Below are 15099 nucleotides of genomic sequence, written 5' to 3'. Positions count from 1 at the left end.
ACTTTAACTAATAAAATTAAGAACAAGAACAATGAAAAGATTATTTTCTATTCTAGCCATTACTGGAATTATGGCTTTCGGAACTGTTAATGCAAATACAACTGCAAATATAACAGCATCAATAGCAGCTACTGTTGCTAGCGTAACACAAGATGAGGTTGCTACTGAGGAGGCAACAACTGAAAATCTTGGCTTTCACCAAGAACTAAAAAAACGATTTATAGAAGGTGGTCCTGGATTTATGGGAATCGTACTTTTATGTTTAATTCTTGGATTAGCAATCGCTATTGAGAGAATTATCTTTTTAAACTTATCTACTACAAATACTAAGAAATTAACTCAGGAAGTAGAAGATGCTTTACAATCAGGTGGTGTAGAAGCTGCTAAAGAAGTTTGTAGAAACACAAAAGGACCTGTTGCCTCTATTTTCTATCAAGGTTTAGATAGAACTGATGAAGGTATTGAGGCTGCTGAAAAAGCTGTTGTAGCTTACGGTGGTGTTCAAATGGGACAATTAGAGAAAAACGTGTCTTGGATTTCATTATTTATTGCTTTGGCTCCGATGTTAGGATTCATGGGAACAGTAATCGGGATGATTCAAGCTTTTGATAAAATTGAAGCTGCTGGAGATATGCAACCTTCTCTTGTTGCGGGTGGTATTAAAGTAGCACTTTTAACAACAGTATTTGGTTTGATAGTAGCTATTATACTTCAAGTTTTCTACAACTACATTATTGCTAAAATTGACAGCATTGTTAACGATATGGAAGATGCTTCAATCACTTTAATGGACATGTTGATTAGAAACAAGAAGTAATAATAACCTTAAAACACATTATACAATGAGTTTACATAAAATATTAAAAATTGTTGTTGGCATACTTGCCGTAATTGGAGTGATACTCGCTTTAATGATTATGAGTGGCAATGAAGGTATGGTGGACAACATGTTATATGTTACTTATGTAGTTCTTGCACTTATTCTAGCTTTGGTGTTAGTTTACGTGTTAAAAGGATTATTTGCAGGTAATATTAAAAAGACGTTAATGTCTGTTGGAGCCTTTTTAGCCATTTTAGTAATTTCTTACGCAATGTCTTCAGGCACAGATTTAGACCTAACTCCTTTTACAAACAAAGGTGTTGACGTTACAGAATCAACCTCTAAATACGTTGGAGCAGGATTGTATGCATTTTATGCGTTAGCAATTGTAGCTATTGGATCAATGGCTTTCTCTGGAGTAAAAAAAATATTTAATAAATAATTATGGCAAAGAGATCAGCACCAGAAGTTAATGCAGGCTCTATGGCTGACATTGCTTTCTTACTTCTTATATTTTTCTTGGTAACAACTACTATTGAGACAGATTCTGGTTTAAACAGAAAACTACCTCCAATAGATGAAACTGAGCAAGAAGATGTTATTATTAAAGAGAAAAACATTTTTCAGCTTAATGTGAATAAGAACAACCAGTTGTTCTTAAAAACAGGTGGCGAGGAAAAAGTTATTCAAATTAAAGATCTACGTAAAGCCGCAGTTGCCTTTTTAGATAATGGAGGAGGAACAGGTGCGGATGCTTGTCAGCGTTGTCAAGGAAAGAAAAATCCAAGATCTTCAGATAACTTTGAAAAAGCTATTATTTCATTACAAAATGACAGAGCTACTAAGTACGATACTTATATAGCCGTTCAAAATGAAATAATTGCTGCTTATAACGAGTTAAGAAATAGAGAATTTAAAAGAAGTTTTCCTAATGTAGGAATGAGCTTTGTAGAAGCGGATCAGCGTTATTCTGACCCTAGAACTTCTGCAGAAGAAAAAGCGAAATTAAAGGACAAATTAGAAGAAATTAAAATTTTAATTCCTCAGAAATTCTCTGAAGCAGAGCCTAAAAAGTCTAATTAGATAAACAAAAAATATGTCTAAATTTAAAAAGAAAACAGGAGGTGATTTACCAGCTATTTCTACGGCATCTTTACCGGATATTGTATTTATGCTATTATTCTTTTTCATGGTAGCTACTGTTATGAGACAGAATACCTTGATGATTGAGAATAACCTGCCATTTGCAGATCAGGTTGAGAAGCTAGATAAAAAAGATTTAGTAATGTATATCTATGCTGGGAAACCAAGTAGTAACTATAAATCAACTTTCGGTACAGAAGCAAGAATTCAATTGAATGATAAATTCGCTGAAGTGTCAGAAATACCTGCTTTTATAGCTGCTGAACGCGCTTCCAAAAGAGAAGAATTAATTCCGTTTTTAACTACTGCCTTAAAAGTAGATAGTGATGCGAATATGGGATTGGTTACCGATATTAAACAAGAATTACGTAAAGTAAATGCATTAAAAATTAATTATACAACCAAAAAAGGTAATGCCTTACAAGCGTTGAAAAATTAATTTTATTCTTAATTTTATATTATTTAAAGGCGTTTTGAGAAATCATTACGCCTTTTATTTTATATTTAATCTTATAAATTTTACTCCCTAAAAATGAAACTGTCACTCTTTGTTTTAATAGGATTGTTTTGCGTTACAACCGTGTATACCCAGGAAAGTATTGTGGTAGACAGTTCCGGAATAGATACGAGATATCGAGAAGACCAGTTTTATTTTGCTGTAACCTATAATCTTTTGGCTAATAAACCTAGTAACGTGTCCCAATCAGGTTTTTCTAGTGGCTTTCACCTTGGATTTATTAGGGACTTCCCCTTAAATAAAAGTCGTAATTTAGGCTTAGGAATAGGTTTGGGCGCCTCAATCAATTCGTATAACCATAATATCTATTTATACGAAACCGACTCAGGAGAAGCAGCCTATATTAACTTGAGAGAGTCTGATATCAGTTACACTAAAAACAAATTCAATACCTATTTATTAGAAATTCCCTTTGAGCTTAGGTGGCGTACATCTACCGCTAGTGAATATAAGTTTTGGAGGATCTATACCGGGTTTAAAGTTGGGTACGTATTAGCCAATTCCACTGTGTTTAAAGGGGAGCTTGGGGATAAAAAGCAAACTAATTTAGATGCTTTTAACGATTTTCAATATGGAATTAGTTTAAGTGCTGGTTATAATACTTGGAATTTCCATGTTTATTACTCATTAAACCCTATTTTAAACGTAGCTTCTAATTCAGGTCCTGGCTCAATGGACATGTCTGCTATTAAGTTTGGTCTTATTTTCTATGTGTTATAACCAATAGTTTACTAGTATAAGTTGTGGAATCATTCCAATAAAGAATCCGATAAGCAACTCGATATTGCTATGTGCCTTTAAGTGAAGTCTTGAAGTTGCAATGGCTCCAATTAAAACAAACATTAGTGCCAACGTGCCATTGATGTTTATACTAAAATGAATGCTTAAAGCGATGTAAAACATGGTAACACCTGAAATACCAAGCATATGGATACTAGCCTTAAACTTAAAAATGGCTAATATAAAACAGGCCATGGTTGAAAATAATATACCAACAAAAAAGTAATATAACTCTATAATTTCTGAAGCTGGTAACACCCGATTTAGGATTAACACAATAACACATCCATTTAGAAATAGCGGTAGGATTCGTTCCTGTGTGCTGTTTAAATATATGGTTTTGGCCGTTCCTATGCTTTTTAGTAGAAAGTATAGGAGAATAGGTAATATGATGGTTAAAATAAAGAGAGAGAATACTTTTGCTTGGATAATTTCTAATGGAAGAAATCTAGGCGATTTTGAAAAGTAAAAAAGCACACCCAACATAGGCATGATAATAGGATGGAATACAAACGAGATACTTTTTAAGAGCTGATTCAAATTTTTGTTTAAAATTAAGAAATTAATTGATTTCCATACATAATTACGGAAAAACCGTAATAGAAAGTGTGTATTTCATCGAAAAGCCCAAAATAAACCTGTTACTGCGTATATATTTTTTGAATTATTTTTATAGGTTTATTGAATATTAATCGATAATGATTTTATTGTTTATGAAAAAACAAATATTAACAGCCAAACAGCCAAACAGCCAAACAGCCAAAACTTAAAATATTTAAATTAGTTTGCTTCCTACTACTAAACGTATTATTGTTTACGTGTCAAAAAGACGATTTTGAAACAGTAAAGCAAAATTATTCTAAGGATTATCCAAACATACACTCACAAATACTTAGTTTGGATGAGGCGCAACAAAACAGCAAACTCCAAAAGTCTTTAAAAAAGATATCTCATAGTTTTGATGTTAATAAGCCAAAAACTAAAAATAAAACTTCAAATTCAACTCTTGAAACAAATTTAAGAATAGACTCCAACGATGGATCTTTTTCCATTTTAACAGACGAAATTTTACATGTCACTTCCAATGGAGGGGAAGCTTGGTCCTTTAAAATTGAAACACCGCTATTGACAGAGGCAACTTTTGAAAATTTTGTCATCATAGATAATGGTGAAAATATTGAGTTTAATGTTTATTCTTATATAACATTGGAGTACCATGGAGAACAGAGACATTTTTTAATATCAATTTTGCCAATTGAGGAAGGTATAATAGATACCATCGATTTTCAAGATATAATAAATGCAAAAATGCATTTAATAGATGGTTGTTTATATAACATTCCAGAAGATGATGGGGATTTTGAAGTTATTTGGTGCAATGATGGAGCAAGTGGTACAGGTCCTACAGGAGGAGGTGCAACAACCACTTCTGGAGGAGGTGAATGGGTCTATCATGTTATAAATGGGAAATGTATTAGACAAAAAATAGTTAAAGAAGGCGAACATTATATATTGATAACAGAATATAATGTGACATGTCCACCAGGAGTAGGGAATTCAGGAGATGGATCAAATGGTAATACAGATCCTTCAAATGGGAATGATGGCAATTGGGACGATTGGGATTTAGAAGATGGTCACTTCCCGGACAACACTAATCTAGGAGGCTCAAGTGGTGGAGGTGTTGGTTCCACTTCTGGAGGCCAGCCAGCAGTTGGGGCCTTGCCCTCTATTGACCAAGTTGAAAAAACAGATAAAGAAAAAGTATTAGAATGTTTAAATGAAGAGAACCTAACACCTGAACAATTGTTATGGCTCAACAATACAGCCAATGAAGTGACCATTAAAAGAATGGCAACCATGATTAAAAAAGCAGGCTGTGATGCCATGATAAATATTATTCTTGATTATATTGATGCTTCGCCTCCCATAACACAAGACTTTTTTGATTATGCCGATGAAAAGTTGGAGTGTTATGAAGTTGAGGAATTATTAACTGCTAATAATAATTTGCTTAAAAATGCAGTTGAAAACTTAGAAAGTGAGCTAGACCAAATAGATGAGTATGGGTATGAAATTAATTTAAATAACACACCAAGTACATTAATTCAAGGTTTTGGATATGGTATAAAATTAAACCATGGAGGAAATATAATTGGAGGCATGCATACTCATCCAAGAGGAGACCTTATGTTCTCAGGTGAGGATATTTATAATTTGTATATGTATTACCATAGTTTGAGTGCTATAGGAAACCCCAACAATACTTCACCACATGATGTGTTTTCAGTTATGGTTTCAAGTAATGGTACGTATATGATAAAAATAAGGGATTTTACTTTGTTAAAATTTATCTTTGGAGGTGTTTTGGGAAATACTGCTATCAAATCTCAGAAATACTTGCACTACAAAATTTTTAAAAATATAAATCAAAATAGTGATGAAGATGATTATTTAAGAGAATTTTTAGAAGCTTTTGAAGAAATTAAAGAAAATAACAACATGCCTAAAACACCTTTGTATTTATATAAACTAAACGAAAGCAACCAAGTTTTTGAGAAAGTAAAATTAAATTCAAATAATAATCCAATCACACTACCTTGTGATTAAAATAATAGAGAAATGAAAACAATAATAAAATTTTTAATAGTATTTTTTATAGTTGGCTGTAAAGCTCAGGTAATAACTCCAATTTACGGACCAGACCCAAATGATGGAGTACACCCAAATCGATACTATAAAGACATTGCTAACGATTTTGCACCTTATGTAGGCACTTGGGCTGGGAATTCTGGAAATGAAACTTTAACAATCACTTTTAACACAACTACGAATGTACCAGGAGAATTAGGCGATTATTTCGACATGCTTGTTGGTGAGTATAGTTACCAAGTAAGTAGTAATGTTTTGGTAGATACTCACCCAGAATTGTTCACTACTGATAGTAATGGTGTGCCTATTATTATTCAACCGAATCCTTGGGACAACAGTATTACTGTTATTGGAATAACTGATATGGACGAATGGTTTCCACCATGTCCAGAATGTTCACCTAATTCACGAGTTATTGTTTTAGATATTATTGAGTCTAGTAACCCTCCTTTATGGGGAAAGATTCGCATGACAAGATTTGTTGAATCAGGAGTGGAAAAGATAAGAATGCAGATAAATAATACATTTGCAGAATCGCATCAACCATTGTCTATACCAGAGGATAGTATCTGGACATTAATTAAACAGAATTAATATTTTTGAAGCAGTTATTTATAACATACATTATTTTTATAGTTGTTTTAAGCTGCAAAGCACAAAACATTGTACCAATTTTTAACGATACTGGCGTCGATCTTCCAGAGAATAATGCCTATTTAAAAGACGTTGATAACGATTATAATCCTTATGTTGGTATTTGGAAATGGGAAAGTGGGAGTAATTCTTTAACTATTATTTTCAATAAAATCATACAGAATGATAATGGAAACGGTGATTTTGCAGATTTATTGGTAGGCGAATATCAATATATAGAAAACCGTGTAGAATTGGTTAATACATTCCCAATAATGGAACCAATAGGAATTCCAATAATAATTAACCCTGATAATGGATTGGATAATAGCATAGTTTCATCATATATAACGATTGTCAATCGAGGGTTTCCACCTTGTCCTGAATGCGCGTCAAATACACGTTTTATTGTTTTATCACTTTTAGATCCAACAAAACCAGGATTATGGGGTGAAATTAAAATGGCTCGATTTGTAGAAGGTGGTGTAGAAAAAATTAGAGCGAAAATTAATATGAAGTTTAATGAAAATGCAAGTATTGATTATTCCGGACCAGATAATATAACTATTCCAGATGGGGTTTATACATTTATAAAACAGAATTAATATTTTATTGAAACAGGTATTTATAACATATATTATTTTATTATTAGTTTTAAGCTGTAAAGCCCAAAACATCGTACCAATTTATAATATTAATGGGGTTGAACTTCCAGAAGATGAAGCCTATTTAAAAGACGTTGATAACGATTATAATCCTTATGTTGGTACTTGGAAATGGGAAAGTGGCAATAATTCTTTAACCATTATTTTTAATAAAGTAGAGCAACATACTTCTAGTGTGGGTGATTATTCCGATTTACTTGTTGGAGAATATCAATATATAGAAAATAGTGTTGAATTGGTCAATACATTTCCATTAATTGAGCCAATTGGAATTCCTAATATAATAAACTCAGAAGATGCTATGCGATATAATAATATAGTTTCTTACTCTATTACAACAAATGATATTGGATTTCCACCTTGCCCAGAATGTGATCCTAATACACGTTTTATAATATTAAGTATTAAGGATCCTACTAGACCTGGATTATGGGGAGGAATTGTAATGGCTCGATTTGTTGAAAGTGGCGTAGAAAAAATTAGAGCAAAAATAACCATGAGATTTAATGAAAATGCAAGTATTAACTATTCTGGTCCCGAGATTATAACAATTCCTGTAGGAGTTTATACATTTATTAAGGAATAATTAAGAGCTTAGCTTGAAATTTTAAAATATGTTGCCACGAATATCTATATAATATTCGTGGCAAATTTATTTATCATATCTTTTTACGCAATCTAGCTACAGGAATATCCAATTGCTCTCTGTATTTAGCAACCGTTCTTCTGGCTATTGGATAGCCCTTTTCCTTTAAAATTTTGGCTAGGGCATCGTCCGTTAAAGGCTTTTTCTTGTTTTCCTCCTCGATAACCGTTTCCAGAATTTTTTTAATTTCTCTGGTAGAAACTTCTTCTCCTTGGTCGTTAGTCATCGATTCCGAAAAGAACTCCTTAATCAATTTGGTGCCATAAGGCGTGTCTACATATTTACTATTGGCCACTCTGGAAACGGTGGACACATCCATGTCAATTTCATCTGCAATGTCTTTCAGGATCATAGGTCTTAATTTACGCTCATCTCCTGTTAAAAAGTATTCTTTTTGATAGTGCATAATAGCACTCATAGTTACAAATAAGGTCTGCTGACGCTGCTTAATAGCATCTATAAACCATTTGGCTGCATCCAGTTTTTGTTTGATAAACATCACAGCATCTTTCTGAGATTTCGACTTGTCCTTAGATTCTTTATACCCCTTCAACATGTTGTTGTACTCTCTGGAGACATGTAGTTCAGGTGCATTTCTTCCGTTTAAGGTTAATTCTAACTCACCATCTACAATTTTAATAGCAAAATCTGGAACTACGTGTTCCACCATGCGGTTATTTCCGGCATAGGAGCCTCCTGGTTTTGGGTTAAGACGTTCTATTTCCTCTATAGCGTCTTTTAGTTGCTGCTCCGTTATATCAAATTTTTGAAGCAGTTTTTTATAGTGCTTTTTTGTAAACCTATCAAAGGCATTGTCAATAATATCAATAGCTAGTTCAATATCTGGGCGTTTCTCTTTTCTATGTAACTGAATGCTTAAACACTCTTGAAGATTTCTTGCTCCAACACCAGCCGGATCTAATTGATGAACCGTTTTTAAAACCTCTTCAATTTTCTCTTCAGTGGTAAAAATGTTTTGAGTAAAAGCTAAGTCGTCGGTTATATCACTTAAGGATCTACGTATATATCCGCTTTCATCAATACTTCCTACTAGGAATTCGGCAATATCAAACTCGTCATCCGTTAAGGTAAACGTGTTTAACTGATTGATTAAATGTTGCGTAAACGAAATCCCAGCTGCATACGGCATGGTTTTTTCCTCATCATCGCTGCTGTAGTTATTAGCTTGGGTTCTGTAATCGGGAATGTCATCATCGCTTAAATACTCATCTACATTAATGTCGTCTGTATTTATAGATTCGTGGTCATCCTCGTAATCGTTTGAATTATCAAAATCGTCATCAAAGTCATCTGATTGTTCCTTGCCAGTTTCTAATGCTGGATTTTCCTCCAATTCTTGCTTTAAGCGTTGTTCAAATGCTTGCGTAGGCAATTGTATCAGCTTCATCAATTGAATTTGTTGAGGCGATAACTTTTGCGATAATTTAAACTGTAAAAATTGTTTAAGCATTGTACAAATTAGGTAATTAGGTTTCTTATAAAAATAAAAAAAACAATCTATATAAACACATATATAGATTGTTTTGTGAAACATCTATAATTAATAAATTAAATATAGAAGGTAACCATTTTTTATGTGACAAATTAAAAATAATTAATTGAAACACATAAACTATTATGTTATGTTGAAATTTCCATAAAAACCGTTTTCATAGAAATTTCTATGTCGTTGTAATTTTAGATTAGAATTCCGCATTATGTGGGGTTCTTGGGAAAGGAATTACGTCGCGTATGTTGCTCATTCCTGTAGCAAACATAACTAAACGTTCAAATCCTAAACCAAAACCAGAGTGTACAGCCGTTCCGTATTTTCTTAAATCTAAGTACCACCATAGCTCTTTCTCGTCAATGTTTAGAGCTTTCATTTTTTCTTTTAAAACGTCTAAACGTTCTTCACGTTGTGAACCTCCAACCATTTCTCCAATTCCAGGGAATAAAATATCCATAGCGCGAACCGTTTTTCCATCTTCGTTTAAACGCATATAAAATGCTTTGATATCTGCAGGATAATCAAATAGAATTACTGGGCATTTAAAATGTTTTTCAACTAAATAACGTTCGTGCTCACTTTGTAAATCCGTTCCCCATTCTTCAATTAGATATTTAAATTTCTTTTTCTTGTTCGGTTTACAATCTTTAAGAATTTCAATGGCTTCTGTATAGCTAACACGTTTGAAGTTGTTTTCTACAACAAAATTGATTTTATCTATCAAACTTAATTCACTTCGATCAGCTTGTGGTTTCGTTTTTTCTTCCTCTAATAATCTGTTTTCAAGAAACTCTAAATCTTCTCTATTGTTCTTTAGAATATGGCTTAAAACCGATTTCATAAAATCTTCTGCTAAGTCCATGTTCCCTGCTAAATCCATAAAGGCAACTTCAGGTTCTATCATCCAAAACTCAGCTAAGTGTCTTGAAGTATTGGAGTTTTCTGCTCTAAAAGTAGGCCCAAATGTGTAAACTTTACCTAAAGACATGGCATAAGCTTCGGCTTCTAACTGACCAGAAACGGTTAAGTTTGTTTCTTTTCCGAAGAAATCTTCTTTAAAATTAACCTTTCCTTCGTCATCTAAAGGCGGGTTTTTAGGGTCTAAATTCGTAACTCTAAACATTTCACCAGCACCTTCCGCATCACTACCTGTAATAATAGGCGTGTGCATATAGTAAAACCCATTTTCATTAAAATATTTATGGATGGCAAAGGATAGGGAAGAACGCAAACGCATAACAGCACTAAAGGTGTTTGTTCTAGTACGTAAATGCGCATTCTCTCTTAAAAACTCAAAAGAGTGTTTCTTAGGTTGAATAGGATACGTTTCAGGATCAGAATCGCCTAATATTTCAATGGATGAAACTTGTATTTCTACTTGTTGTCCTTTACCTTGACTTTCGGTTAGGGTTCCTGTAATAGAAACTGCAGCCCCAGTTGTAAGGCGTTTTAGGATAGCTTCGTCTGTGTTTTCAAAATCTATTACACATTGAATGTTATTTAGGGTAGAACCATCATTTAAAGCTAAAAAACGGTTTGCTCTAAAAGTTCTCACCCAACCTTTAACTTTTACTTCTTGTAAAATGTATTGTTTAGAAAGCAAGTCTGAAATGGTACTCGATGTCATAGTCTTATATTTAAAATGCAAAGATAGTTCTTTGTTGTAATTTTTAATGAATGTTTTTTGTTTGGTTATCCTCATTCATATCATCCTCATCATTATCTTCTTCTGGGATAATATTAATGGAAGGTTCTTTTAAAACTTCTTTATTGGCTATTCTTCTTTCCAAGGATAATAATAGTGAAGGAAGCAATAATAAGTTAGAAAGCATAGCAAAAAGTAAGGTGGCAGAAACTAAAGCTCCTAATGCTACCGTACCTCCAAAACTGGAAACGGTGAATACTGAAAATCCAAAAAACAGTACGATAGAGGTGTAAAACATACTTATTCCGGTTTCGCGAAGGGCACCATATACAGATTTTCTAATCTTCCAGTGGTTGGCTTGTAATTCTTGTCTGTATTTTGCTAAAAAATGAATGGTATCATCTACCGAAATTCCAAAAGCAATACTGAATACCAAAATGGTAGAAGGTTTTATAGGAACGCCTAAATACCCCATTAAGCCTGCCGTAATAACCAAAGGAAATATATTAGGAACTAATGAAACCACAATCATTCTAAATGAGCGGAACATATAGGCCATTAGTAAAGCAATTAAAATAATAGCTAGCGACAAAGAAAGAGCTAGGTTTTTAACTAAATACTTGGTTCCTTTTTGGAAAACCAAAGCCTTTCCCGTAATGGTAACCTGGTACTTGTCTTCTGGAAAAACTTTGTCTATTCTAGATTGAAGGTCGTCTTCAATTCGCTCCATTCTATCTGTTCCAATGTCTTTCATAAAAGTAGTAATACGTGCATATTGCCCGGTACTATCTACAAAATTGGTTAATAAATCAGTATTAGAAGTCGAGTTTTTTGCATAACTAAAAATGAAACTACTTTCTTGCGAGGTAGGCAATTGGTAATATTTAGGATTTCCATTATAATAAGCCTGTTTAGAATATTTAACAAGGCTTACCACAGAAATTGGTTTAGATAGTTCAGGAGTTTCTAAAATAACCTCTTCTAGTTGATCCATTCGTTTTAAAGTAGCCAATTTCATTACTCCCTTTTTACGCTTGGTATCTATTAATATTTCTACAGGCATAATGCCATTAAATTCATCTTCAAAAAATCGGATGTCTTGGAAAAACTCGGCTTCTTCCGACATGTCTTCAATTAAACTACCAGAGATTTTAATTTGGTAAATACCAATCATACTAAAAATTAGTAGTACAAGAGCGGTAATATAAATGGTAATACGTCTTTGTCTTACCATACGCTCTATCCAATTGGTAAAACCGCCAATCCAACGTTTGTTTAAATGTTCTAGATGCCTATCTTTTGGGTAAGGTAAAAAGGTGTAAATAATTGGTATAATTAATATACACAGGATGAAAATAGCTATGATACTTAATGAGGCTACTATTCCAAATTCTTTTAAAAGTGTGCTTTGTGTTAAAATAAACGTAGCAAAACCAGAAGCAGTTGTTAGGTTGGTTAATAAGGTGGCGTTTCCAACCTTGGTAATAACGCGCTGTAAGGACCTAACTTTATTTCCATGCAGTTTAACTTCGTGTTGATATTTATTTATTAAAAAGATACAGTTTGGAATACCTATAACTATGATAAGGGGAGGTATTAAGGCTGTAAGTACTGTTATTTCGTAGTTTAGGAAACCTATAATTCCGAAAGTCCACATAACGCCAATACAAACGACTACTAATGAGATAAGTGTGGCTCTAACCGATCTGAAAAAGAAAAAGAAAATCAGGGAAGTTACAGCTAGAGCTAGTCCAATAAATTTGCCAATTTCATCTACAATGTTTTGTGCGTTTAGTGTGCGAACATACGGCATTCCCGAAATTCGGACGTCTAAATTGGTAACTTCTTCAAAAGCTTCTATTCTAGGTAATAGCTCGTCAAATACAAAATCCTTTCTAGCCGCCGTGTTTACGATATCTTTTTTTAGATAGATTGCCGTACGAATGGTTTTTGTGTTTTTATTGAATAAGAAGTTGTCGTAAAACGGATATTTATTAAATAAATCGTCTTGTAAGGTGTCCAATTGCTTCATGCTATGAATGGAATCCTTAATGAATGGTTCTAGTTTAAACTTTTCGTTTTCGGTGTCTTTAAGTAATTTCTGAAGGTCTTTAATCGACAGAACAGCTTCAACATCTTCTAGGCCTTTAAAGGATTCAGAGAGGTTGTTCCAAGCATTAATGTTTTCAACAGTAAAAAGGCTAGAATCTTTTACTCCAAGTACAATTAGGTTGCCTTCTTCACCAAAAATCTTTAAAAATTCGTTGTAGACTATATTAACTTCGTGATCGTCGGGTAATAAGTTAGCTTCTGAATAGGTAAAGCGCATATTTTTCCATTGGGTACTAAAAAGTATAGTAACCAATGTAATAGCTATAAGTATGACAATCTTATTTCGTAAAATAAGACGTGCAACAACATCCCAAAAACTCTTTGTAAATAATTTAAACATACTAAAATAAAAAACAGGCGTAAAGTTAGGTAAAAGCAATGTATTTGCTAACTGATTTCAGGTATAATGTCTTGTTAAAATGACGGATTAAAGAAAAAGTCTTAGAATTGAATATGATTCTGTAATAATAGCTCTAAAAATTATGTTTTAGACCGTGAGCAGATTGGCATATAGAAATTGGAATGGGCGTTTTCTTATGATTGAAGTAAAAAAAAAGCGACTTCTAAGTCGCTTTTTGTGTTATACAGTCATAATTTCTTTTTCCTTTAAATCGAATAAAGAATCGATTTTAAGAACGTATTTATCTGTTAATTTTTGAACATCATCTTCAGCCATTTTTTGCAAGTCTTCAGATACATCCGATTTTTTTATATCGTTATTCGCATCTTTTCTAGCTGTACGAACACTAATTTTTGCGTCTTCAGCTTCAGATTTTGCTTGTTTGGCTAATTCACGTCTGCGCTCCTCAGTTAAAGGAGGTACGTTTATAATGATGTAGTCGCCATTATTCATTGGGTTAAAACCAAGGTTGGCGTACATAATGCCTCGTTCAATTTCTTGAAGCATGTTTTTTTCCCAAGGTTGTACCGTAATGGTTCTACCGTCAGGAGTGTTTACGTTAGCAACTTGACTTAATGGTGTTTGAGAGCCATAGTAGTCAACCAAAACGCTTCCTAGCATGGCTGGACTCGCTTTTCCAGCTCGAATATTTACAAACTGCTTTTCTAGATGCTTAATAGCGGCATCCATAGATTCTTTTGCCGAGTCTAATATAAATTGAATGTCTTCGTTCATCTTTTAAATTTTATTTTTTAATGCTTATTCAAAAAATAAGCCAAACGGATATTATAAATTTACTTTGGTACCAATATTTTCGCCTGAAACTACCTTTAATAGATTTCCTCTTTTGTTCATATCGAAGACAATGATAGGTAATTCGTTTTCTTGACTTAATGTAAAAGCTGTGGTATCCATAACTTTTAGGCCTTTTCTTAACACATCTTCAAATGTAATATGGTCGAATTTTATGGCTTTAGAATCTTTTTCTGGATCAGCATTGTAAATTCCATCTACTCGTGTGCCTTTTAAAATAACATCAGCTTCAATTTCAATAGCACGTAATACAGCGGCAGAATCTGTTGTAAAATAAGGATTTCCGGTACCACCTCCAAAAATAACTACACGGCCTTTTTCTAAATGTCTTAAAGCACGTCTTCTGATAAACGGTTCTGCAACTTCTTCAATATGGATGGCTGTTTGCAGTCTGGTTTGCACCTTAGCATCTTCTAGCGCGCTTTGTAAGGCCAAGCCGTTTATTACGGTTGCTAGCATTCCCATGTGGTCTGCTTGCACTCGGTCCATACCATTGCTTGCACCAGCTACTCCTCTAAAAATATTTCCTCCTCCAATTACTATAGCCACTTCTATTCCTAAATCTGTAATTTCCTTAATGTCTTGTGCGTATTCGGAAAGACGGACGGGATCTATACCATATTGTCTGTTCCCCATTAGGGCCTCGCCTGATAATTTTAAAAGAATCCTTTTGTATTTCATGTGTGTTTTAGATGAATATTATTTCTGTAAATAGAAATAAATGGTTGTGCAAAGCTACATAATTTTTTTATTTTTTGAATTT

15 protein-coding genes are annotated in these 15099 nt (G+C 33.3%); 9 read left to right on the top strand and 6 right to left on the bottom strand.

The window, feature by feature from the left end; all coding sequences use genetic code 11:
• The first annotated feature begins 31 nt into the window (after positions 1-31).
• The 5 genes from VKY41_RS08075 (at position 32) to VKY41_RS08055 (ending at position 3200) form a co-directional block, all read left to right on the top strand.
• On the top strand, positions 32-817 hold the full coding sequence (locus VKY41_RS08075) for a MotA/TolQ/ExbB proton channel family protein (protein ID WP_500813934.1): 786 nt from the start codon (positions 32-34) through the stop codon (positions 815-817).
• 25 nt (positions 818-842) lie between these two features.
• Positions 843-1262, top strand: a complete 420-nt coding sequence (locus VKY41_RS08070) for a hypothetical protein (protein WP_500813933.1) — start codon at positions 843-845, stop codon at positions 1260-1262.
• A 2-nt stretch (positions 1263-1264) separates the two neighbouring features.
• On the top strand, positions 1265-1903 hold the full coding sequence (locus tag VKY41_RS08065; protein ID WP_500813932.1) for an ExbD/TolR family protein: 639 nt from the start codon (positions 1265-1267) through the stop codon (positions 1901-1903).
• 13 nt (positions 1904-1916) lie between these two features.
• The gene (locus tag VKY41_RS08060; RefSeq protein ID WP_500813931.1) at positions 1917-2402 is read left to right on the top strand and encodes an ExbD/TolR family protein; all 486 of its coding nucleotides are present in this window, start codon (positions 1917-1919) and stop codon (positions 2400-2402) included.
• 93 nt (positions 2403-2495) lie between these two features.
• A complete protein-coding gene (locus tag VKY41_RS08055; RefSeq protein WP_500813930.1) occupies positions 2496-3200 on the top strand; it encodes a porin family protein in 705 nt (234 codons plus the stop codon).
• On the opposite strand, the gene VKY41_RS08050 is transcribed toward VKY41_RS08055, so the two are convergent.
• Positions 3195-3800: a hypothetical protein gene (locus VKY41_RS08050; RefSeq protein WP_500813929.1), complete on the bottom strand. Its 606-nt coding sequence runs from the start codon at positions 3798-3800 to the stop codon at positions 3195-3197. The genes VKY41_RS08055 and VKY41_RS08050 overlap by 6 nt on opposite strands.
• A 270-nt stretch (positions 3801-4070) precedes the next feature.
• Here VKY41_RS08050 and VKY41_RS08045 point away from each other — a divergent pair, with 270 nt between their 5' ends.
• Genes VKY41_RS08045 through VKY41_RS08030 form a run of 4 tightly spaced genes read left to right on the top strand, consistent with a single transcriptional unit; the run spans position 4071 to position 7796 of the window.
• On the top strand, positions 4071-5870 hold the full coding sequence (locus VKY41_RS08045) for a hypothetical protein (RefSeq protein WP_500813928.1): 1800 nt from the start codon (positions 4071-4073) through the stop codon (positions 5868-5870).
• Positions 5871-5882: 12 nt separating this feature from the next.
• Positions 5883-6506 (top strand): DUF6705 family protein, encoded by a 624-nt coding sequence (locus VKY41_RS08040; protein ID WP_500813927.1) that lies wholly within the window; start codon positions 5883-5885, stop codon positions 6504-6506.
• A 5-nt stretch (positions 6507-6511) separates the two neighbouring features.
• A complete protein-coding gene (locus VKY41_RS08035; protein WP_500813926.1) occupies positions 6512-7150 on the top strand; it encodes a DUF6705 family protein in 639 nt (212 codons plus the stop codon).
• Between the two features lie 7 nt (positions 7151-7157).
• Positions 7158-7796 carry a DUF6705 family protein gene (locus VKY41_RS08030; RefSeq protein ID WP_500813925.1) on the top strand — a complete coding sequence of 213 codons (639 nt, stop codon included), beginning with the start codon at positions 7158-7160 and terminating at the stop codon, positions 7794-7796.
• Positions 7797-7869: 73 nt separating this feature from the next.
• Here the strand turns inward: VKY41_RS08030 and rpoN are convergent, their stop codons facing one another.
• From rpoN to pyrH, 5 genes are all read right to left on the bottom strand, one after another.
• Positions 7870-9327 carry an RNA polymerase factor sigma-54 gene (gene rpoN, locus VKY41_RS08025; protein ID WP_500813924.1) on the bottom strand — a complete coding sequence of 486 codons (1458 nt, stop codon included), beginning with the start codon at positions 9325-9327 and terminating at the stop codon, positions 7870-7872.
• 232 nt (positions 9328-9559) lie between these two features.
• Positions 9560-10993: an asparagine--tRNA ligase gene (asnS, locus tag VKY41_RS08020; protein ID WP_500813923.1), complete on the bottom strand. Its 1434-nt coding sequence runs from the start codon at positions 10991-10993 to the stop codon at positions 9560-9562.
• Positions 10994-11036: 43 nt separating this feature from the next.
• Positions 11037-13463, bottom strand: coding sequence for an efflux RND transporter permease subunit (locus VKY41_RS08015; protein WP_500813922.1), 2427 nt, complete (start codon positions 13461-13463; stop codon positions 11037-11039).
• Between the two features lie 240 nt (positions 13464-13703).
• Positions 13704-14258, bottom strand: a complete 555-nt coding sequence (frr, locus tag VKY41_RS08010; protein ID WP_500813921.1) for a ribosome recycling factor — start codon at positions 14256-14258, stop codon at positions 13704-13706.
• A 51-nt stretch (positions 14259-14309) separates the two neighbouring features.
• Positions 14310-15017 (bottom strand): UMP kinase, encoded by a 708-nt coding sequence (gene pyrH, locus VKY41_RS08005; protein WP_500813920.1) that lies wholly within the window; start codon positions 15015-15017, stop codon positions 14310-14312.
• Between the last annotated feature and the right edge of the window lie 82 nt (positions 15018-15099).

Source organism: Xanthomarina sp., assembly GCF_035306605.1.
GTDB lineage: Bacteria > Bacteroidota > Bacteroidia > Flavobacteriales > Flavobacteriaceae > Xanthomarina.
This window is presented reverse-complemented; position numbering and strand designations above follow the sequence as displayed.